The sequence below is a fragment of the Bradyrhizobium sp. TM239 genome, assembly GCF_036247985.1.
GTDB classification, from domain to species: Bacteria; Pseudomonadota; Alphaproteobacteria; order Rhizobiales; family Xanthobacteraceae; genus Bradyrhizobium; species Bradyrhizobium ottawaense.
Genome location: NZ_BTIR01000005.1, coordinates 755155 through 776183, shown reverse-complemented (window position 1 = coordinate 776183; position 21029 = coordinate 755155). Strand labels below are relative to the sequence as shown.

Genomic DNA, 21029 nt, shown 5'->3' with positions numbered 1-21029 from the left:
CCCAAGCATGGAAATGGTTAACGAAATGTTGGGGCTGCTAAACGCAAATCCGCCCGGTTATTGACGAAAAGTTGCCGCAATCGGCCGAGTCCGGTGGAGAATTGCATTTATTGCTAAGGCGTTACGGCCCGATCCTGTTAACGATGATTAAGATTGTCTTAATCGCGGGCATTTCATTCGCGACGCTCTGCCAATAGGATGTTGCGGAAATTGGCGGACAAGCCATCCGGGTGGGGATGGCTCGGAGATCCGCGCAAGCGGCATGATCCGGTCTGTGGGCTTGCGTAGCGCGCAGGGCTCGCGGGGGGACGCGTACAAGTAACGAGGGCTCGGACTGAACATGGCGAACACTCCGAAAAAGGTCAAAGACCCCACAGAAGTTGCGCTTTCTGCGATCCAGGAAGCCCTGAACATCAGCGACACGGCTGCCGACACCAGCCGCAACGCCGCGATGCGCAACGAAACCGCGCCTTCGGTGGCGCCGCCGCCCCCGATCTTCGACGAGCCGAGCTTCGAGCCGCGCCCCGCCGCCAACGAACGGTCGACCGTGTTCGATCCGGTCGAGGAGCCGCGCGCGTCCCGCCGCGCCGCCAATGACGACCGCGAGACCATCGGCCAGCTGCTCCAGGCGCTTCAGAAGGGCCGCCCTGCCCGCAGCGTCTACACCTTCGCCACCATCTTCGCCGGCGTCTGGCTCGCCGCCTGCGCCGCGCTGACCGTCGGCTTCCTGCCCTCGATCCAGGCCGCCATGGGCCAGAGCGGCGGCGTGCTCGTGATCGCCGGCCTGATCGCGATGTTCTTCGCGCCGATCATGCTGTTCTACTTCCTTGCCAGCCTCGTCTGGCGCGGCCAGGAAATGCGCATGATCGCGCAGGCGATGGCGCAGGTCGCGATCCGCTTCTCCGAGCCCGAGGGCTCGGCCTCCGATTCCATGGTCACCGTCGGCCAGGCCATCCGCCGCGAGGTCGCGGCGATGGGCGACGGCATCGAGCGCGCCATCGCGCGCGCCGGCGAGCTCGAGACACTGGTCGCCAACGAGGTCGCCGCGCTCGAACGCGCCTATTCCGACAACGAAGTGCGCATCCGCGCCCTGCTCCAGGACATCGCCCATCAGCGCGACAATCTGGTCGGCCAGGCCGAGCAGGTCCGCAGCGCCATCTCCGGCGTGCAGATCGATTTGCGCCACGACATCGCGCTGATCTCGGATGCCATCGCCTCGCGCGTCGACGAGGTCGCCAAGTCCATCACCGGCGCGCTGGAAGAGCGCGGCGCCCACATCACCAGCGCGCTGAGCAACGCCGGCGACAACATGATCCTGGCGCTCGGCGAGCGCGGCGGCGACCTGCTCGACCGTCTCGAGGAAGCCAGCAACGAGACCACGCGCGCCGTGCTCGATGCCAGCGAGCGGCTGACCACCAGCCTCAACTTCAAGACCGGCCACGTCCACGACGAGTTCGTCGACCTCGCCGACCGCGTCCACGAGATGCTGAACGAGCGCATCGACCGCATCACCGGCGAGTTCGAGCAGCGCTCCGCCGCGATCGTCGACGGCATCTCCGAGCGCACCGAGCAGGTGCACGACAGCTTGAAGAATTCCTCGGACTCGCTGCTGCTCGAGCTCGAGCTGCGCTCCAACGACCTGTCCGCCAAGATCGACGACGCCGGCAACCGCCTCGCCGGCCATATCCTGACGAGCGGCGACAAGGCGAGCGAGGCGCTGGACGCCACCGTCAACACCCTCGTCGCCAAGGTCGTCAGCCAGACCGAGACTGCGCACGACTCGCTGTCGCTGCAGATGAGCGCGTTCGACGAGCTGGTCCGGAACCAGGGCACCGAGCTGGTCGAGAAGTTCGCCCGCGACTCCGGCACGCTGGGCGCGCTGATCACGCGCCACATCTCCGAGTTCGATCGCACCGTGAAGACCTTCGGCGGCGAGATCGTCGAGCGCATGGGCCAGCGCACGCAGGACATCCATGACTCGCTGAAGACCTATGTCGACAATTTCGACACCCGCTTCACCGCGAATGGCGGCGAGATCACGGCCGTGCTCGACCAGCGCCTGGTGCAGTTCGAGACCACGATCGGCGAACGCGTCGGCCACCTCGACGCCTCGCTGAACGGCAAGATCGCCAGCCTCGACGGCACGATCGATGGCCACATCAAGACCTTCGACGAGCAGCTCGTCGGCCGCGTCGCCGCGCTCGAACAGTCGTTCGACAGCCGCGCGAAGTCCATGACCGAGACCATCGACGGGCGCATCAACACGCTCGCGACCTCGCTGACGGACGGCGCCGCGCAGGCGATCCAGTCGATCGACTCCCGCCTCACCCACCTCACGACGTCGCTGACCGGCGGCGCATCTCAGGCCATCGAAACCATCGATGCGCGCCTCAACCACCTCACGAGCTCGCTGACCGATGGCGCCTCGCAGACCATCCAGTCGATCGATACGCGGCTGACCCATCTCACCACGACGCTCACCGGCGGCGCGACGCAGGCGCTCGAGTCGATCGACTCCCGCCTCACCTACCTGACCACCGCGGTCACCAACGGCGCCTCGCAGGCCGTGCAGTCGATCGACACGCGCCTGACCCTCCTGACCTCCACCCTGACGGACGGTACCGCCCAGGCGATCGAGGCGGTCGACCGCCGCATCACCGGCGTCACCGAGATCATCGACGGCCGCAGCACGCACCTGACCGACACGGTCACGGCGCGCTTCCAGGAGATCCATCAGGTCATCGAGACCCGGGTCGGCTCGGTCGCCAGCGACATCGACGTGCGCGTGGCGCAGTTCGAGGACCTGCTCGGCTCGCGCGTCGAGGCCGTCGCCGGCCGCATCGAAAGCAGCGGCCGCCAGGCCAGCGAGGACATGATGTCCCGCGCCGAGATGATCTCGACCGCGATCCGTTCGCATGTCGAGGACGCCGAGCGCTCGCTCACCAACCTTGTCGTCAACACCAGCGAGACGATCCAGACCGGCGCCCGCACCGCCCAGCAGTCGCTGATGACGGTCTCCTCCGACGTCAACGCCCAGCTCAAGATGACCTCAGCCGAGGTCGAGCGCGCGCTGACCGCGGTCGGCACCGGTTCGGCGAACTCGATCCTGAGCAGCGCCCGCGAGGCGCAGTCGACGCTGGTCGCAGCCTCGGGCGAAGCCTCCAACCAGATCAAGGGGCTCGCGGCCGACGTCGAGCGTACGCTGTCGGCGGCAGGCTCCGCCACCGCAGCCTCGATCCTGGCCGGCGCCCGCGAGGTGCAGACCACCCTCGTCACGGCGTCCTCGGACGCGGCCAACCACGTCAAGACGCTCACCGCCGACGTGCAGCGTTCGCTGTCGCTGGCCGGCTCCACCACGGCGGAATCGATCACCGCCGGCGCCCGCGATGCGCAGAGCGCGTTGATCGCGGCCTCGAGCGAGACCGCCAACCAGATCAAGGCGCTGTCCTCCGACGTACAGCGCTCGCTCACGATGGCCGGCACCTCGACCGCCGAGATCCTCACCAGCGGCGCGCGCGAGGCGCAGAACACCCTGGTTGCCGGGTCCTCGGATGCGGCGGCCCAGGTCAAGTCGCTCACCGCCGACGTGCAGCGCTCGCTCTCGATGGCCGGCACCTCGACCGCCGAGACCATCACCGCCGGCGCTCGCGAGGCGCAGAACATGCTGGTCACGGCGTCCTCCGAGGCGGCGAGCCAGGTCAAGTCGCTGGCGGCCGAAGTGCACCGTTCGCTCTCGCAGGTCGGCCAGTCGACCGCCGAGACGATCACCACCAGCGCCCGCGACGCCCAGAGCACCCTGCTCTCAGTCTCGGCCGAGCAGACCAGCCAGGTCCGTTCGCTCGCGGCCGAGATGCAGCGCGCGTTGGCGACCGCCGGCGGCGCCACCATCGAGGCGCTCACCAGCGGCGTGCGCGAGGCCCAGGGCTCGCTGATCTCCGCCTCGACCGACGCGGCCAGCCAGATCAAGTCGCTGACCACGGATATCGAGCGCACGCTGACCGCGGTCGGCGCCGACACCGCCTCGACCATCCTCAACAGCGCGCGTGAGGCCCAGACCTCGCTGACCTCGACCTCGGCGGACGCCGCGAGCCAGATCCGCACGATCTCGACCGAGATCGAGCGGACGCTGAGCGCGGCCACCGCGAACGCGACCAACGACATCCAGACCAGCGCGCTCAACGCCCAGAACGCGCTGATATCAGCCTCCAATGAGGCGAGCTCGCGGGTCAAGTCGAGCTCGTCCGACGTCGAGCGTTCGGTGCTCGCCGCCAGCTCCAGCTTCGGCCAGGCCATGACCGGCAAGACCGACGAGATCGTCACCTACGTGCAGCAGCAGGCCGACCGCCTCTCGAACATGATCGACGCCAAGCGCGGCTCGCTCGTGGACGCGATCGGCTCCAAGACCAGCCAGCTCACGCTCGACATCGACCGCGTCACCTCGGACGCGCTGAAGTCGATCGAGACGCGCGGCCAGGCCTTCTCGCAGACCATGATGGGCAACGGCTCGGAAGTCGCCCGCACCATCAACGCGGCGAGCGAGATCGCCACCAGCGCGGTCGGCAAGTCGCTCAAGGACCTCGAGCAGGCCTCGCGTTCCGCAATCGACCAGTCTCGCCAGGTCTCGATCGCGGCCGTCACCGAGATGCAGGAGACCAGCAAGATCCTGCGAACCGACACGGTGGCGCTGTTCGAGCGTCTGCGCGAAGGCAACATCCTGCTTCAGGAGGTGCTGACCGGTGCGCACGACAATCTCAACTCGCTCGAGCGGGCTCTGGTGACGCGCGTTGCCGACTTCGTCTCGGCGATGAACGACGTCACCTCGCGCAACGGCGCGGCGACGCAGAACCTGGAAGAGCAGCTCAACGTCTTCAACAGCAAGACCACGAAGGCGCTGCAGGATCTCGGCGAGCTGTCGACCCAGTTCGACGCGCACGGCAAGGCCCTTGTCGACGCCGCGCAGGTCGTCGAGCAGAGCAACAAGAACACCACCGCCTCGCTCGCCGAGCGCAAGCAGGCGCTGGAATCGCTCGTCACCACGATCGACCTGCGGACGGCCGATCTCGACCAGCGCCTGTCGCGCTTCACCGGCCTGCTCGATGAATCGCTGGCGGCTGCCGAAGAGCGCGCCCGCGACATCGCCCGCGTCGTCGCCGAGACCGCCGGCGCAGGCTCCGCGGCGATCACCCGCCAGTTCGAGGCGGTGCGCGTCGCATCCGAGGAGGAGCACCGGCAGACCATCGAGGCCATGCACGACATCTATCGCCAGACCACGGACGAGGCGGATACGATGTTCAAGCAGTCGACCGAGAAGTTCACCAACCTCGTCTCCAGCATGAAGCAGATGGCCTTCGAGATGCACAACGAGCTCGAGGCCACCCGCAACGAGCTGCGCCGCGGCGTGCTCGAGATGCCGCAGGAGGCCGCCGAGAGCACTGCGCAGATGCGCAAGGTGATCGTCGACCAGATCGAGGCCCTCGCCGAGCTCAACCGCATCGTGGCCCAGCATGGCCGCGGCCTCGACGTCACCACGACGGGCCGCGCGTCCGTCGCCGTCCAGCGCCAGGAAGAGCCGATCATGGCAGCTGCGGGCGGACGTAGCGCCGAAACCCGCATGCGCGACACCGGCAGCGCTTCCACGCTGCCGCCGCCGGACCTCGGCATGCCGGCCGCGCGCCGCACCGAAGCACCGCCGGTCGCGCCTGCCGGTAACGACCAGGGACGTGACGGCTGGCTTTCGGATCTCCTCAACCGCACCGACGCCAACCAGGGCGCCCCGACCGGCCGTGAGGCTCCGCGTGGCCGCGCCGCACCCGCGCCGCAGCCGCAGGCGCCGCAAGGCGGCGGCAATCCGCTGGAATCGCTGTCGCTCGACATCGGCCGGCTGATGGACCGCAACCTCGCCGCCGAGATGTGGGACCGCTACCAGCGCGGCGAGAACAAGGCCTTCACCAAGCGCCTCTACACGCCCGCCGGCCAGAAGGCCTTCGACGAGGTCGCCCGCAAGTACCGCGCCGACCGCAACTTCAAGGGCACGGTGGACCGCTATGTCGCCGAGTTCGAACGCCTGCTCGACGAAGTCGCCCGCGACGGCCGCGGCCCGCAGGAGCTGCGCAGCCACCTGACTTCGGAGACGGGGCTGGTGTACACGCTGCTCGCGCACGCGGCGGGACGGCTGGGGTAAGCGACAAGGCTCGCCAATCGCACGACGAAAAACGGAGGCCTCGCGGCCTCCGTTTTGTTTTGCGGGAAGAGCTCAGGTCGCGTTGGGCTGGCCGAATGACAGCCGCTCGGCGAGGACGGCGGCCTGGGTGCGCGAGCCGACGCCGAGCTTGCGCAGGATGGTCGAGACGTGGCCCTTCACGGTCTGCTCGGCGATGTCGAGCTCGCCCGCGATCTGCTTGTTGAGCTTGCCCTCCACGATCATCGCGAGAATGCGCAGCTGCTGCGCCGACAGCGAGGCCATGCGCGCGGCGAGCTCGATGTCGTCGCTCTGGATCGAGCCGCGGCCGCCGACATTGGGCGGCATCCAGATTTCGCCGGCGAGGATCCTGGTGATCGCCTCGGCCATCTCGGGCAGGCCGAGCGATTTCGGGATGTAGCCGGATGCGCCATAGGCGATGGCGCGGCGGATCGTGGCCGCATCCTGCCGGGCCGAGATGATCGCCACCGGCACCGTCGGGAATTGCGCCGACAGGATGAACAGTGCGGCAAATCCCTGGATGCCTGGCATGGTCAGGTCCCAGAGGATCAGGTCGATCTCGCCCGACTGTGCCGTCAGGACGCCGATCGCCTCGTCCAGGGACTGGCAGGCGACGATGTCGAGATCTGGCAGCACGGTCGACAGCGCACTACGGAGTGCAGCCTGCACCAGCGGGTGGTCGTCGCCGATCAGGATGCGCATCGTCAGAGGGTCTCCGGTTTCGTCCCGAGCTGCCGGCTCAAGGCTTCGCCGCCGAGAAAGCGCCGCAACGCCGCCGGCTTGACCGGCTTCGACAGGATCTCGCAGCCGCGCGCCCTCGCCTCCTGGCGGACCGCCTCTCCGCGATCACCGGTGACGACCAGGGCGCGCACCTCGCGACCCGCCTTCTGCCTGAGATCGTCGAGAAAGTCCAAACCGCTGCGGCCGCCATCGAGATGATAATCGAGCAGCACGACGTCGGGCGGGACGGTCGCGGCCGCTTCCATCGCCCCGGCGGCGTCTGCTGCGACCAGCACGCGATGTCCCCAGCCGCCGAGCAGCGCCGAAAGGCCGTCGAGGATGGCCGCGTCATTGTCCAGGCACAGGATCGTCAGAGGCCGCTCCGCCGCCACCGGCGCGGCAATTGCCGGACTGCGTTGAAGCGGCGTGCCCGCTCCGCGCGCAAGCGGCACCGTGACGGCAAAGCAGGAACCATGCCCCGGACGCGAACGGACATCGACCGCATGGCCCAGCAGCCGCGACACGCGATCGACAATGGCAAGCCCCAGCCCCAATCCCTTCTCCGATCCGGGCGCGAGGCGCTGGAACTCCTCGAAGATGCGCTTCTGGTCCTCCGCCGCGATCCCGACGCCGGTATCCCAGATCTCGATGCGCAGCGCGCCGCCGCGCCTGCGGCAGCCGAGCAGGATGCGCCCCCTCGGCGTGTAGCGAAGCGCATTGGACAGCAGGTTTTGCAAGATCCGGCGCAACAGATGCGGATCACTGCGCACGGCGAGGCCGCAATCGACGACGCGAAGGACGAGCCCGCGTTCACGTGCCATCGCCGAGAACTCGACGTTCAACTGCACGAAGAGATCGGCGATCGGGAAGTCGAAGACCTCGGCGCGAACGGCACCGGCATCGTAGGAGGAGATGTCGAGCAGCCTGTCGAGCACATGCTCGGTGGAGCGCAGCGCCGTGACCGCGCTGCTCGCCAGGGCGCGCTCCTTGTCGGCGTCAGCCGTGCGCAACGAAACACTCAGGCTCTCGTCGAGCGCGGACAGGAACAGACGGGCCGCGTTCAGCGGCTGCAGCAGATCGTGGCTGGCCGCGGCCAGGAAACGGGTCTTGCCGAGATTGGCCTGCTCGGCCTCTGCCTTGGCCTGTTCGAGCGCCTCGGTCCGCTCGCGGACGCGCAGCTCGAGCCCCTCATTGGCGCGTCGCAGGGCTTCAGCGGCCCGGTGGCGCTCGGTCACGTCGGTATAGGTCGAGACATAGCCGCCCTCGGCGGTGCGGTCATAGACGATTTCGAGCACCGTGCCGTCCGGACGCTTGCGCTCGTAGAGATAGGGCCAGATCTGCCTGGCGACATCACGATTGACCAGGAGCGCTGCGAATTCGGAGGCGGCATATTCGCCGCGCTCGACGTTGAAGGCGATCAGCTCCGCCAGCGGAAGCCCCACGCGCACGAAATCCGGCGGCAGGTCCAAGAGCGCGATGAAACGGCCGTTCCAGGCCGTGATGTTGAAATCGGCGTCGAACGCGCAAATGCCCTGCGGCACGCTCTCGAGCGTGCTCTGCAAGAGGCTGCGGTTGAAACGCAGCGCCTCCGAGGCTTCGTCGAGCATCGCCATCGCCTCCCGCCGCGACAGCGAGTGCCCTTCGAGCGACGCCGCGATCACCACCCGCGCCGATGCCGCACCGATCGCGCCGGCAAGCAGGTTTTCGGTGAACCGGATCGAGTCGAGATCAACCAGCCCCGACGGATCAAGGCGCGGCCCGGTGCCGGAGACACGAGCGGCAAGATAGCTGTCAAAGGATGCCGCACCGCGCTCGGCGCCGACAAAACGCAGCGCCAGCGCCCGGAGATCGTCGAGACGGACCAGCACGCGCGAGGACAGCTTTGGGATCGTTTCGCGAACGACACCGTCGGCGAACGCGGCAGCCTGGTTGCGCTCGACGGTCGATTGCCGTCCGAGTGCCGAAAACACCAGGAAGCAGACGAGATTGGCACCGAGACTCCAGAGCGTGGCGTGCGAGATCGGATCGATACCTTCGAGACCGAACAGCGCGTTCGGCTTGAGCCAGCCGAGTTGCCAGGGGCCGTTGCGAACGATCTCCGCGATCCCAGGCCAGAGCGGCGCGGCCGAGGGCAGCAGCAGCGTATAGGCCCAGATGCAGAAACCCGCCGCGATCCCGAGCGAGGCGCCGGCCTTGTTGGCCCGCGGCCAGAACAGCCCTCCGACGAATGCCGGGCCGAATTGCGCGACCGCGACGAACGACAGCAGACCGATCACGGTGAGCGGATAGGATTGGTTGACCAGACGATGCATCAGAAAGGCGAGCAGCAGGATACCGAGGATCGAGAACCGGCGCGCCGCGACCAGAACCGAGGTCATCGGCCGGCTCTGCGCGCGCAGGCCGAAGACGCGCGAGCGCAGCAGCAGCGGCATGATGACGTCGTTGCAGAGCATGGTGCTGAGCGCGACGGACGTCATGATCACCATGCCGGTTGCGGCCGACAGACCGCCGAGGAAGGCGATCAGGCTGACGGTGCTCGCATCCGCCGCGATCGGCAGCGAGATGACGTAGGTGTCGGGGTCCATCATTGCGCCGAACCGGGTCAGCCCGGTCGCAGCGATCGGCAGGATCAGCAGGCTGAACAGCGCAAGATAGGCTGGATAAAGCCACGCTGCGGTGCGCGTGTGGCTCGGGCTCTCGTTCTCGACGACGGCGACATGGAACGCCTGCGGCAGGCACAGAAAGGCGATGGCGGAGATGATGATCGTCGCTGGCCACACCGGCTGCGTCGGATCGAAGCTCAAAATCCCCGCCAGTTGCGGCTCGGATTGAAATTGCGATAGCAGTGCGGCCGGCCCGCCCGATAGTCCGAACAGCACGAACAGCGCGACGATCAGGAAGGCGAGCAGCTTGACGACGCTCTCGAAGGCGATCGCGAGCATCAGGCCGCGATGATGCTCGCTGGCATGGACGTGCCGGACGCCGAACACGATCGCAAACAACGCCATCGACGCCGCCACGCCGAACGCCGAATCCTGCCAGAACCGCAAGGCCTCGCCGCCTGCGCGCTCAGGCTGGAGGATCAGATAGTCGAAGCTCTTGCCGACGGCCTTGAGCTGGAGCGCGATATAGGGAAGCACGCCAAGCAGCGATGCGAGGGTCACGAAGGCCGCGAGCACCTGGCTCTTGCCGTAACGCGCGGCGATGAAGTCCGAGATCGAGGTGACGTTCTGCGCCTTGGCGATCGCGATCACCTTGGACAGGAGCCTCTGGCCGAACAGCAGCACCAGCGTCGGGCCGATATAGATCGTGGCGAAGTCCAGCCCGCTGGTGGCGGCACGCCCGACCGATCCGTAAAAGCTCCACGAGGTGTTATAGACCGCAAGCGTCAGACAATAGCTGATCGCGGCCGTCCAGGAGTTTGGCGAGACCAGCGGCCCACCGGCGCTCCGCCGGTCGCCCCACCAGGCCACCAGGAACAGCGTGGTCACATAGCCGGCTGCGACCGCAAGAACGAACCACGCCTGCAAGACATCCTCACCCGAGACCGTCCGATCCGCCCGCGACGAGCGGGGTCGGAGCAAGGGCGGATACTAAAACGTTTTCAATCGCATGAAAGACTATTGATTCCGAACGAGAGCGGCGGCCGGAGGATCGCCGGCCGCCGCTCGCAGGCCACCTCAGGCCGCCTCGCGGGAGAGCCGCTCCTGCGGCGTGCGCTTGAGCACCAAATTGACCGCGACGGCCACCACGATGTTGAGCGCGAGCGCCAGCAGACCGGTGTAGATCGCGACCTTGCCGGCGCCGAAGTCGATGCTGTGCAGCGGCTTCAAGCCGTCCGACCAGGCGAGCCAGGATCCGCCTGCAAGGCCGACGGCCCAGCCGGCCAGCAGCGCCGTGCTCGAGAACCAGTTCAGATAGAGACCGAACACCAGCGCCGGCAGCGTCTGCAGGATCCAGAGGCCTCCGAGCAGCTGCAGGTCGAGCGCGAACTGCGTCGGCATCAGGAGGATGGCGAGCAGCGCGCCGACCTTCACCAGCATGGAGGTGATCTTGGCGACCTTCGCCTCACCTGCCGGCGTCACCTTCGGATCGACCCACACTTTCCAGAAGTTGCGGGTGAACAGATTGGCCGCGCCAATGCTCATGACTGCGGCCGGCACCAGTGCGCCGATCGCAATCGCGGCGAAGGCAAAGCCCGCGAACCAGCTCGGGAACAGCATCTTGAACAGCTCGGGCACGACGTCGTTGTTGCTGGCGAGCTTGAGGCCCGCAGCATGGCCCATGTAGCCCAGCAGCGCGAGCAGGCCGAGCAGCAGCGTGTAGGCCGGCAACAGCATCGCATTCTTGCGGATGGTGTTGCCGCCGGACGAGGCGAAGATGCCGGTCAGCGTGTGCGGGTACATGAAGGCGGCGAGCGCCGAGCCCAGCGCCAGCGAGGCATAGGGCACGATCTGCGCCGGCGACAGCAGGATGCCGCCCGAACCCTTCTTGGCAAAGGCCGCATCCGCCGCGGTGAAGATCGCACCGTAGCCGCCGAGCTTGGACGGCACGATCGCGATCGCGGCGATGACCACGATGTAGATCATGATATCCTTGACGAAGGCGATCAGCGCCGGTGCGCGCAGGCCCGACGAATAGGTGTAGAGCGCCAGCACCAGGAAGGCGAGAACGAGCGGCACCTCGCCGTGCAGGCCCAGCGCCTTGATCGCGACCTCCATGCCGATGAGCTGGAGCGCGATGTAGGGCATCGTCGCCAGCACGCCGGTGGCGGCAACGGCAAGCTCGAGCCCGCGCGATCCGTAGGCGCCGCGCACCACGTCGCCGGCGGTGACGTAGCCGCGCTCCTTGGCGACCTTCCACAACACCGGCATCACCGCGAACACGAAGGGATAGACGATGATGGTGTAGGGAAGCGCGAAGAAGCCGTAGGCGCCGACCGCGTAGACCAGCGCGGGAACGGCGATCACGGTGTAGGCGGTGTAGAAGTCGCCGCCGACCAGGAACCAGGTGATCCAGGTCCCGAACTTGCGGCCGCCGAGGCCCCACTCGTCGAGATGGGCGAGCGTCTCCGGCTTGCGCCATCGCGAGGCGACGAAGCCCATGCCGGTGACGAGGACGAACAGAGCGAGGAATACGGCGAATGCCGCGCTATCGACATTAGTCAGCACGGCGCGCGCTCCTGTAAACGATGTAGGTGAGGAGTGAGGTCAGCGGCACCCAGGCGAGCTGATACCAGTAGAAGAAGGGAAAGCCGAACAGATGCGGCTCCCCGATATTGTAGAACGGCACGATCATCAGGCCGATGAACGGCAACAACAGCAACAGGCGTACCACGCGCTCTCCTCCCCTGTGAGTGAAGTCGACGCGCTTTTTCGTGAGCGCGACTTGAGCGCGATATAGCGGACAATGACGGCCAGCCCCTCCCCCTACCTTGGCTCGGCCAGCCCCCCATACTTTCGTATCGGCCCTGTCATTGCGAAGAGAGGTCTAACCCGTCACCCTGAGTGAGGTGCGCACTCAGCGGCGCAACCGCGCCGTTGAGTCAGCCTCAAAGGGCGACAGCCCGGCTGCTTCCGGGCCGTGCATCCTTCGAGGCTTCCCGCGCGCCGCGTTGCGTCGCACGGCTCGCACCTCCAGCGACGACGGCTTCGCCGTCGCGCGGGGATGACGGATTGAGAGCGGGCCTAGACGCCCTCTCGTGCCCCGGACGCGGCGCAGCGCCCCTTCGCGGTGCGCTGCTGAGCCGGAGCCCATGTCGCGGCATTGTACCGTGTTGCCTCCTGGGTCCCGGCTCTGCGCCGCAACGCTCGCGCGTTGCAGCTTGTCCGGGACACGGCCGTGAGCGGCGATACCTACTGGCGCCTGCGCTCCGGCGCGGCCGGCCTCGGCGGCTCGGGCGGCGGAGGCGGTGGGGCGCTGCTGTTGCTGGCGCCGAACAGCACGCGTGTGGGGTTGCGGTCGAAATTGTTCACGGCGCGGCTGATGTCGCCGAGGGTGCGGCGGCCGTCGCTCATCAACGCGCCGGAGCGCTTGTCGAAATCGTCGGCGAGTTCGCGGATCGACTTCACCGCCTGGAACAGCTCGCCGCCGTCCTTGCCGCCGGCGAGCGTGTTGAGGCCGAGCATGAGGTTGTCGGCCTTGAGCATGACGCCATCGACCTTGGCCATGACGCCGTCGATCTTCTCGGAATTGCGCGCGAGCGAGTTGGTGAAGGTCTCCAAATTCTTCAGCGAGTTCTTCACCGATTCCTGATTGTCGGCGACGATCTTGTTGATGTTCTGCAGCGTGCCGCGGATCGCTTCGGTGACGTCCTGCAGCTTGTTGGGGTCGGCCGTCAGAGTCGGGATGCCGTCCTGGTCGAGCGGCGGCGGGGCCGCGGCCTCGTCACCGCCCTTGAGCGAGATGGCGGCGACGCCGGTGAGGCCCTGGAATTCGAGGCCGACCAGGGTGTCCTTGCGGATCGGGGCGTTGTTCTCGATCATGGCGAGTGCGACAACCCGCCGCGGGTTGTCGAGCTTCACCGAGACCACCTCGCCCACCCGGATACCGTTGAAGTTGACGCTGCCGCCGTTGCGCAGGCCCGCCGCCGGGCCCTCGAACACGACGCGCAGCGGGCTGCGCTGCTTGGTGGTGTGCAGCGACTGGAACCAGAGCACGAAGCCGATCGCCGCGGCGATCACCGCCAGCGTGAACGACCCGATCAAGACGTAGTTTGCCCGCGTTTCCATCAGGTGCTCCGGCTACTCATCACAGCTACTCAACCCAGCCACTCAACCCATGACCGCGCGGGCGCGCTTGCCATGGAAATATTGCCTCAGCCAGGGATGCTGCGAGGCCTGCATGTCGGCGATCGACCCTGCCGCTATGATCTTACCGTTCCCTAAAACGGCGATGCGGTCACACGCTGTGTAAAGGCTGTCGAGGTCGTGGGTTACCATGAAAACGGTCAGCCCCAAAGTGCGCTGGAGCGTCCTGACCAGCTCGTCGAAATCGCCGGCGCCGATCGGATCGAGGCCCGAGGTCGGCTCGTCCAGGAAGACGAGGTCCGGATCGAGCGACAGCGCGCGCGCCAGCGCCACGCGCTTGATCATGCCGCCGGACAGCTCGGACGGGAAGCGCTCGGCAACCTCGGGCTTGAGGCCGACCATGGTGAGCTTGGCCATGGTGATCTCGTCCATCAGCCGCTGCGAGACGCGCAGATATTCGCGCATCGGAAATTGGATGTTCTGCCGCACGGTCAGTGAGGAGAACAGCGCGCCCTGCTGGAACAACACGCCCCAGCGCCGCTCCACGTTGCGGCGCTGCGACGTGTTGGAGGAATCGAGGTCGACGCCGAACACCTCGATGGAGCCTGCGACCTTCGGCACGAGGCCGATGATGGTGCGCGTCAGCACCGACTTGCCCGCGCCGGAAGGACCGACAAAGCCCAAGATCTCGCCGCGCTTGACGTCGAGGTTGAGGCCGTCGAGCACGCGCGTGGCGCCGAACTGCACGGTGATGTCGCGAACGCGGATGATGGGATTTTGGATACCGTTCTGAGCTTCCTGCACCATCGTCACATCCCGATCGCGGCGAAGAAGATGGCGAACACGCCGTCCATCACGATGACGAAGAAGATGCCTTTCACGACGGACGACGTCGTGTGCTGCCCGAGCGATTCCGCGCTGCCCTGCACGGCGAGGCCCTCGACGCAGGCGACGATGCCGATCACGGCCGCCATGACCGGCGCCTTGACGATGCCGACGATGAAATGGTCGATCGAGATGGCGTCGCGCAAGCGCAGCAGGAAGGCCTCGGGCTCGACCCCGCCATAAAGCCAGGCGACGAGCCCGCCGCCATAGAGCGCGGCCATCGCGCCGAGGAAGGCCAGGATCGGCAACGCCAGCACCAGCGCCATCATGCGCGGCAGCACCAGCACCTCGATCGGATCGAAGCCCATGGTGCGCAGCGCGTCGATCTCCTCGCGCATCTTCATCGAGCCGAGCTCGGCTGTGTAGGCGCTGCCCGAGCGGCCCGCGACCATGATCGCGACAAGGAGCACGCCGATCTCGCGCAGCACCAGGACGCCCAGCATGTCGACGACGAAGATGTCGGCGCCGAACCGGCGGAAATGGAAGATGCCCTGTTGGGCGATGATGCAGCCGATCAGGAAGGTGATCAGCACGATGATCGGCACCGCGCGCCAGCAGACCTGCTCCATGTGATGCACGGTCGAGGTCAGGCGCAACGAGCGCGGATGGATCAGGACGCGAAATCCTGCCGCGAGCACGGCGCCGAGCATGTCGACGAGACCCGCGACCGTGCCGCCGACGCCGGCCACGGCCCGGCCGATCTGCTCCAGCATGCCGGTGATGGTCACCGTGCCGCTGTCGACCACGGCCGTCGCCCTGACCCGCCGCACCTCGTCCACGAGGCTGGAATAATTGGCCGAGAGACCCGCGATCTGCGCCTCGACGGCGCCCTGGGTCAGGCTGCGGCGCAGCCGCTCGATCAGCCAGGCGCCAAAGGTGTCGAGCTTGGCGACCTCGGAGACGTCGATGAAGATGCTTTGCGGACCGCCGGCGAGCTTCTCGGCGTCGGCCACCATCCGCTCCAGGACCGGCGCGAAGCTCGCGGTCCAGGTCCCGGTGGCGCAGAGTGCCAGCGCGTTGCCCTTGGCAATCCGTTCCAGCTTCGGATCGCTGTTCAAGATGTCCGCTCCCGTGCCGGGGCGGAGAAAATCAGATAGTTGCGCACGCGCCCTTACCCAGAGAAGGTATCCCCAAGTGGTTAATGTTAGTTGCTAGAGGTAACTAGCAGGTTCAGATTTCGCCAGAGTTCAAAATGACTTCCATGAAATTTGCTGCCCTGGCGGCGCGAATCGAGCGCTTCCCGATCGCGGGCAGCTTTACCATCAGCCGGGGGGCCAAAACCGAGGCTGTGACTGTCGTGGCGGAGGTCTGCCGGGACGGGCTGACCGGCCGCGGCGAGTGCGTGCCCTATCCCCGCTATGGCGAGACGCCCGAGGCGACGCTTGCCGCCATCCAGGCGATGCAACAGGCCGTCGCGGACGGGCTGACGCGGCAAGCCCTCCAGGCCGCCATGGCGCCCGGTGCGGCCCGAAACGCCCTGGACTGCGCCCTGATTGATCTCGAGGCCAAGGCGGCGGGCCGGCGGGCCTGGAACCTGCTGGGTCGCCCGGTGCCGGGCGAGCGCACCACGGCGTACACGATCTCGTTAGGGACCCCCGAGGCCATGGCCGCCGCCACCGCCAATGCGGCGCACCGGCCGCTGCTCAAGATCAAGCTCGGCGGCGACGGCGATCCCGAGCGGATCGCCGCGGTGCGCAAGGCCGCTCCCGAATCCGAGCTGATCGTCGATGCCAACGAGGCCTGGACCGAGGCCAATCTGGCGCACAATCTCGCCGCCTGCGACGCGGCTGGCGTCACCCTCGTGGAGCAGCCACTGCCCGCGGGCAAGGACGAGGCGCTGGCGCGGATCAAGCGGCCGCTCGCGGTCTGCGCCGACGAGAGCGTGCATGACCGCTCGTCGCTGGCCCCCTTGCGCGACCGCTACGACGCGGTGAACATCAAGCTCGACAAGACCGGCGGCCTCACCGAGGCCCTCGCGATGGCGGACGCCGCGCAGGCGCTCGGCTTCGAGATCATGATCGGCTGCATGGTCGCGACCTCGCTGTCGATGGCCCCCGCGATGCTGGTGACGCCGCAGGCGCGCTTCGTCGATCTCGATGGCCCCTTGCTGCTGGCGCGCGATCGCGATCACGGCCTGCGTTATGACGACAGCCTGGTCTATCCGCCGGACGCTTCGCTCTGGGGCTGAGAATTGAGCCGGTGCCGCGCCGACCAGATCAGAAGCGCGCCGGCCGCGGCCATCGCAGCCATCACGTAATACAAGCCGTCGCCGATGCGGGCGTAGATCGCGCCTGACGCGATCGAGGTCGCAGCGCTGAGCAGTCCGCTGCACGCGGCGTGGTAGCCCTGCCCCCGCGCGATCTGATGCGAGGGCACGCGCTGCACCAGGAGATTCATCGTGCCGACGACGGTCATGCCGAAGCTGAGGCCGTGGCCGAGCTGCACGATCGCGAGCAGCGCGAGCGGCGGCTCATTGGCAGTGACGATCCAGCGCAGCACGGCGCTCGAGCCTCCGATCGCGATCATCGTGGATGGATGCAGCGAGAAGCGCGGCGACAGCGCGAACACCACGATCTCCGCGATCACGCCCAGCGTCCACAGGCCCGCGATCGTGAGCCCGCTGATCCCATGGAGTTGCCAGTTGATGGCCGAGAAGGTGTAGTAGGCGACGTGGCTGCCCTGAATCAGCGCGGCCGAGACGATGACGGCCCAGAAGCCGGCATCGCGCAGCAGCGCCTTGCCGGCATGTCTCTCCGTGGTCTTGCGCCTGACATCGTCCAGCGGCCGAAGCAGCAGGCCGGCTGCGACCGCAACGACGGCCCATGCGACGATGACCCAGATCAGATCACGCGCGGCGATGCTGTCGACGAGATAGCCGCAGGCGAGCGAGCCGGCGGCGAAGGCCGCCGAGCCCCACAGCCGCAAGGGTCCGTAATCGAGGCCATAACGGGCGACGCCGCGCAGCGCATAGGCATCGGTCAGCGGCATCGTCGGCGTCCACATCATGCAGGTAGCCGCGTAGATCAGGAACAGCGCCAGCGGCTGCTGCTGCAGGCCGACCGCCGTAAAGCCGATCGCGGTCGCCAGCACCGACACCATCATGCCGGCGCGAATGGCATGTCGCTTTTCGGCGAAGGCGGTCACTTGCGGCAGCGTGGTGAAGCGCGTGATCGCCGGCAGCGCGTTGATGAGCCCGATCCAGCCCGCGTCGACGCCGATCGCCTTCAGCCACACCGGAAAGAACGGCAGATGCGTGCCCGAGACCGCGAAGACAGCCGAATAGAACAGGGCGAGGCTGACGGCGAATCGCCGTTTCGCCGATGCTGGCGTGGGGATTTGTGATTCGGGTGCCATCAAACCAATTGCGATTCGGTCGATATCGTGGTGATCGTTACTGTAACGCGCGGTGATTTGCGCGACGAGATCGCAATGGCCAACGAAGCATTCGCCCTTTCGCCCATGTCTGCCCGCGCGGCCGAGCCGAACGAGCAGGATTACGACGCGATCCGCGAAGCCTTCATGGAGACGGCGCGCGGCCGCTGGTTCCTCGGCGAATACGCCAAGCGCAACCGCAACGCCGACACGAGCATGGTGCTCGACGCGGTCGCGAAAATCGAAGAAACCCTTGCGGCGCAGCGGCAACCCGTCGTCGAGGACCGCCTGCCCGAAGCCCTGGTCGAGATCCGCCGCGCGATCCGCGAGGCCGAGACGATCGCCGTCGCCGCCTTCGATCCCGCTGCGATCGAGACGAGCCTCGCCGCGATCCCGCGCGGCGTGCGCATCATCAAGGAGATCTCCTGGCGCTGGCGCGAGATCGGCGCCGACGGGCGAATCTGCGACCTCATTGATTCGCAGCTCGCCTCGATCGAGGCCGCCTGCGGACAGATTTCGACCATCGACCCCCGCGTCGAGCTCAAAGCCGCATTCGATCTCTTGAGGGATCGGGTAGAGCAGACCGACGGCGGCGCAACGCCGCAGGCGGCGTCTCCCGCGTCCGCTCCGGTGCAGGAGGCGCCGTCATCCGCCGCCGAAGCTCCGCCTGCCGAGACCGCGCCCGCTGCGATGGCGAGCGAAGCACCCGTGGCTTTTACGGAGCCGCCGCAGGATGCCGCCGCGGCTGCCGAGCCCGAAGCAGCCGTTGGAGCGATCGTCGCCACCGAAGCGTTCGCCGAGACCGAGCAGGCAATGGACGCCGCCGTCGTGCCGGAGAGTGCGGCCGAGAGCCAGACGGCTGTCGAGAGTGCCGCGCTGGACCAAGTCGCGCCTGAAGACGTCGCGCCCGAAGCCGTCTCGTTTGAGGAGCCAGCCACGGACACCGTCGGCTTCGCGGAAGTCGCTGACGCGTTCGCGCTCGATGCAGCCGCGCAGGCCGAGGACGACGCGGTGCTGGAGGCCATCGCGCTGGAGATGGCCGCGCCCGATCCTGATTTCGACGAGATCATCGCGCCGGTCGAGATGGAAGCGGTCATTCCGGAGCCGATGGTGGCGGAGGCCGCAGCGCCCATTGCCGCAGAGCTTGCCGAGCCGATCGCGCCTCAGCCGGTCGCCGCTCCAATGGTGGAAGAGCCCGCCCACGCGCCGATCGCGATGGACTCGCTCGCGCGCCTCACCGACGCCATCGCGGAGGCCGCCGCCGAGGTGATGGAGCAGCAGGCCCCGGCCATGGCCGCGACCGCGAATTTCGCCGCAGCGCCGACAACGTCGCTGCCGACGCCCACGCCCTTGTCTGCTGCCTTGCCCGAGACCTCGCTCGGCGCCACCATCCTGGCCAGCGGCATTCTGCAAAAGCCCCGCGCGCCGGCCAACGATCCCCTCGCCCCGATCCGCCGCATGACCCAGGCCGAGAAGATCGCGTTCTTCTCGTAAGGCTCAATCACCCTCATGTCCCGGACAAGCTGCAACGCGCAAGCGATGCAGCGTAGCGCCGGGACCCAGAGACCATGCTCGCCGCTGCCACATGGGCCCCGGCTCAGCAGCGCACCGCTGAAGAAGCGCTGCGCTGCGTCCGGGGCACGAGAGCGGGGAAGAGGTGCACACTCTCTCTACATCGTCATTGCGAGCGTCACGCAATCACCCGCAATTCCACACCGCACCGATCGGCGTGCGGGTCCAGCACGGACCAAAACTGCCGCCGTTGTAGCGGCCGCCGTTGAAGCCGGGGCGGCCGAAATAATGCCACTCGCCGTCCCAGCGGTAATATTGCGGCACAGGGTCGATGTACCAATGGCGCCGGTCGGCGCGCGACATTCGGCGCATCGCGTCCTTCTGCTTGTAGAGCGGAATGCTGTTGCTCAGCGGCTGGCGATAACCCGGCAGGAAGCCGTAGCCGCGCCAGACGGGCACCGGCCGCTTCTTGAGGGATTCCGCCGGAGCTGCGGACGGCAGCGACACGATGAGAGCAACAAACAGACACACAAGGCGAGACATGGATCGACCATAGACAGTCGATCGCGCGATGACCATTCAATTTCGAGTGCAAATTTGATCGAAACCGGGTCGCGATGTAACAAAAGCCATCACGCGAACGAACAGGAGATCGAACGGCAAGAATGCGATCAACCACGAGGGGAAACATGATCGGCGAAGTGATTGTGATGGGTGACCTGAAGCTGCGGGACGGCGCCTCCGTCGACGAGCACGACCGATTGGGCGGGCGCATGTACGACATCGTCAGCCGCATGCCGGGCTTTCTGTCGCTGAAGTCCTTCAAGGCCGAGGACGGCGAGGAACTCACCGTGTTCCGGTTTGCCTCGGAGGAAGCGCTCGAAGCCTGGCGCACGCACCCGGAGCACGTCGAGACGATGAAGCGTGGACATGCCGAATTCTACGCCAGCGGCTTCCTGCAGATCTGCAAGGTGATCCGCGAAGTCGGACCCTTCGAGCACGCCTGAGACGTCCCCCGCGTCACCGTATCGCAGCGTCAGCTAGCTGATCACACCCTTCCTGATCAGGAAGCAGCCATAGCCTCGGCTGTCGCCGACTTGCACCACGCCGAAGCCCGTCGCCGCCGCGCGGTAAAAATCCGGACGCGAGAGCTTGCCGGGAGCAACGGCGCGTCCGACCGCGCGCTCGATCTCGGCCAGCACGGCCCGCTGCACGTCTGGGACGCGGTCGGGATCGTCGACCGGCGCCATCACGCGCACCGGATCGGGATCGAAATCGTCGAGCGGATAGAGCGTCATGATGGCGCGGACGGCCGTCTCCATCGTCATGCCCGGCAGCTGGATCAGGCGCTGCGACGACGTGCTGCGGGCGATGTGCGTGGCCGGATGGTTGGCGTCGACGACCACGAGATCGTCGCCATGGCCCATGGAGGCCAGCAGCCAGAGCAGGTCGGGCGTCAGGATGGGATCGATCGACTTCAGCATGTGACGGCGGTTCCCCTTATCGATCGCTCACCATAGCAGGTTCCGAGCGTGATTCAGATCACGCAGGGCCACCATGGTGAGAGGGATCACGGACTTCAAGCTCGAACG

Annotated in this window: 14 protein-coding genes; 4 read left to right on the top strand and 10 right to left on the bottom strand. The window is 67.1% G+C overall.

Annotated features, from left to right (window positions below; genetic code table 11):
* Positions 1-340: 340 nt before the first annotated feature.
* Positions 341-6181 carry an apolipoprotein A-IV repeat region-like domain-containing protein gene (locus AABA84_RS12330; RefSeq protein ID WP_338312179.1) on the top strand — a complete coding sequence of 1947 codons (5841 nt, stop codon included), beginning with the start codon at positions 341-343 and terminating at the stop codon, positions 6179-6181.
* A 72-nt stretch (positions 6182-6253) separates the two neighbouring features.
* On the opposite strand, the gene AABA84_RS12325 is transcribed toward AABA84_RS12330, so the two are convergent.
* From AABA84_RS12325 to AABA84_RS12295, 7 genes are all read right to left on the bottom strand, one after another.
* Positions 6254-6907 carry a response regulator gene (locus AABA84_RS12325; RefSeq protein ID WP_212250755.1) on the bottom strand — a complete coding sequence of 218 codons (654 nt, stop codon included), beginning with the start codon at positions 6905-6907 and terminating at the stop codon, positions 6254-6256.
* Positions 6904-10449, bottom strand: a complete 3546-nt coding sequence (locus tag AABA84_RS12320) for a hybrid sensor histidine kinase/response regulator (protein WP_338312178.1) — start codon at positions 10447-10449, stop codon at positions 6904-6906. Before AABA84_RS12320 ends, AABA84_RS12325 begins: the two co-directional genes overlap by 4 nt.
* Before the next feature lie 150 nt (positions 10450-10599).
* Entirely contained in the window at positions 10600-12090 is a 1491-nt protein-coding gene (mctP, locus tag AABA84_RS12315; RefSeq protein WP_212250550.1) for a monocarboxylate uptake permease MctP, read from the bottom strand.
* On the bottom strand, positions 12080-12256 hold the full coding sequence (locus AABA84_RS12310; RefSeq protein WP_028143295.1) for a DUF3311 domain-containing protein: 177 nt from the start codon (positions 12254-12256) through the stop codon (positions 12080-12082). Before AABA84_RS12310 ends, mctP begins: the two co-directional genes overlap by 11 nt.
* A 518-nt stretch (positions 12257-12774) precedes the next feature.
* Entirely contained in the window at positions 12775-13650 is an 876-nt protein-coding gene (locus AABA84_RS12305; RefSeq protein WP_338306560.1) for an MlaD family protein, read from the bottom strand.
* Between the two features lie 42 nt (positions 13651-13692).
* Complete coding sequence (locus tag AABA84_RS12300; protein WP_212250552.1) at positions 13693-14475, bottom strand: ABC transporter ATP-binding protein; 783 nt, start codon at positions 14473-14475, stop codon at positions 13693-13695.
* A gap of 2 nt (positions 14476-14477) precedes the next feature.
* Complete coding sequence (locus AABA84_RS12295; RefSeq protein ID WP_212250553.1) at positions 14478-15611, bottom strand: MlaE family ABC transporter permease; 1134 nt, start codon at positions 15609-15611, stop codon at positions 14478-14480.
* A gap of 134 nt (positions 15612-15745) precedes the next feature.
* On the opposite strand from AABA84_RS12295, the gene dgcA reads away from it, so the two are divergent.
* Positions 15746-16741, top strand: coding sequence for an N-acetyl-D-Glu racemase DgcA (gene dgcA / locus AABA84_RS12290; protein ID WP_338312177.1), 996 nt, complete (start codon positions 15746-15748; stop codon positions 16739-16741).
* On the opposite strand, the gene AABA84_RS12285 is transcribed toward dgcA, so the two are convergent.
* Positions 16711-17907 carry an MFS transporter gene (locus AABA84_RS12285; protein ID WP_338312176.1) on the bottom strand — a complete coding sequence of 399 codons (1197 nt, stop codon included), beginning with the start codon at positions 17905-17907 and terminating at the stop codon, positions 16711-16713. The genes dgcA and AABA84_RS12285 overlap by 31 nt on opposite strands.
* Positions 17908-17982: 75 nt before the next feature.
* Between AABA84_RS12285 and AABA84_RS12280 the strand changes: the two genes are divergently transcribed.
* Positions 17983-19419, top strand: a complete 1437-nt coding sequence (locus AABA84_RS12280; protein WP_338312175.1) for a hypothetical protein — start codon at positions 17983-17985, stop codon at positions 19417-19419.
* Between the two features lie 204 nt (positions 19420-19623).
* On the opposite strand, the gene AABA84_RS12275 is transcribed toward AABA84_RS12280, so the two are convergent.
* Positions 19624-19980: a hypothetical protein gene (locus AABA84_RS12275; RefSeq protein ID WP_338312174.1), complete on the bottom strand. Its 357-nt coding sequence runs from the start codon at positions 19978-19980 to the stop codon at positions 19624-19626.
* Positions 19981-20126: 146 nt separating this feature from the next.
* Here AABA84_RS12275 and AABA84_RS12270 point away from each other — a divergent pair, with 146 nt between their 5' ends.
* Complete coding sequence (locus AABA84_RS12270) at positions 20127-20444, top strand: antibiotic biosynthesis monooxygenase family protein (protein WP_338312173.1); 318 nt, start codon at positions 20127-20129, stop codon at positions 20442-20444.
* Between the two features lie 33 nt (positions 20445-20477).
* Here the strand turns inward: AABA84_RS12270 and AABA84_RS12265 are convergent, their stop codons facing one another.
* On the bottom strand, positions 20478-20921 hold the full coding sequence (locus tag AABA84_RS12265; RefSeq protein ID WP_338306564.1) for an RbsD/FucU family protein: 444 nt from the start codon (positions 20919-20921) through the stop codon (positions 20478-20480).
* Positions 20922-21029 lie beyond the last annotated feature (108 nt).

Excerpts from the sequence above, each read along its gene's own strand:
- AABA84_RS12275 (WP_338312174.1), bottom strand. The coding sequence starts at position 19,980 with ATGTCTCGCCTTGTGTGTCTGTTTGTTGCTCTCATCGTGTCGCTGCCG.
- AABA84_RS12285 (WP_338312176.1), bottom strand. The coding sequence starts at position 17,907 with ATGGCACCCGAATCACAAATCCCCACGCCAGCATCGGCGAAACGGCGA.
- AABA84_RS12270 (WP_338312173.1), top strand. The coding sequence starts at position 20,127 with ATGATCGGCGAAGTGATTGTGATGGGTGACCTGAAGCTGCGGGACGGC.
- AABA84_RS12265 (WP_338306564.1), bottom strand. The coding sequence starts at position 20,921 with ATGCTGAAGTCGATCGATCCCATCCTGACGCCCGACCTGCTCTGGCTG.
- AABA84_RS12280 (WP_338312175.1), top strand. The coding sequence starts at position 17,983 with ATGGCCAACGAAGCATTCGCCCTTTCGCCCATGTCTGCCCGCGCGGCC.
- AABA84_RS12300 (WP_212250552.1), bottom strand. The coding sequence starts at position 14,475 with ATGGTGCAGGAAGCTCAGAACGGTATCCAAAATCCCATCATCCGCGTT.
- AABA84_RS12305 (WP_338306560.1), bottom strand. The coding sequence starts at position 13,650 with ATGGAAACGCGGGCAAACTACGTCTTGATCGGGTCGTTCACGCTGGCG.
- dgcA (WP_338312177.1), top strand. The coding sequence starts at position 15,746 with ATGACTTCCATGAAATTTGCTGCCCTGGCGGCGCGAATCGAGCGCTTC.
- AABA84_RS12330 (WP_338312179.1), top strand. The coding sequence starts at position 341 with ATGGCGAACACTCCGAAAAAGGTCAAAGACCCCACAGAAGTTGCGCTT.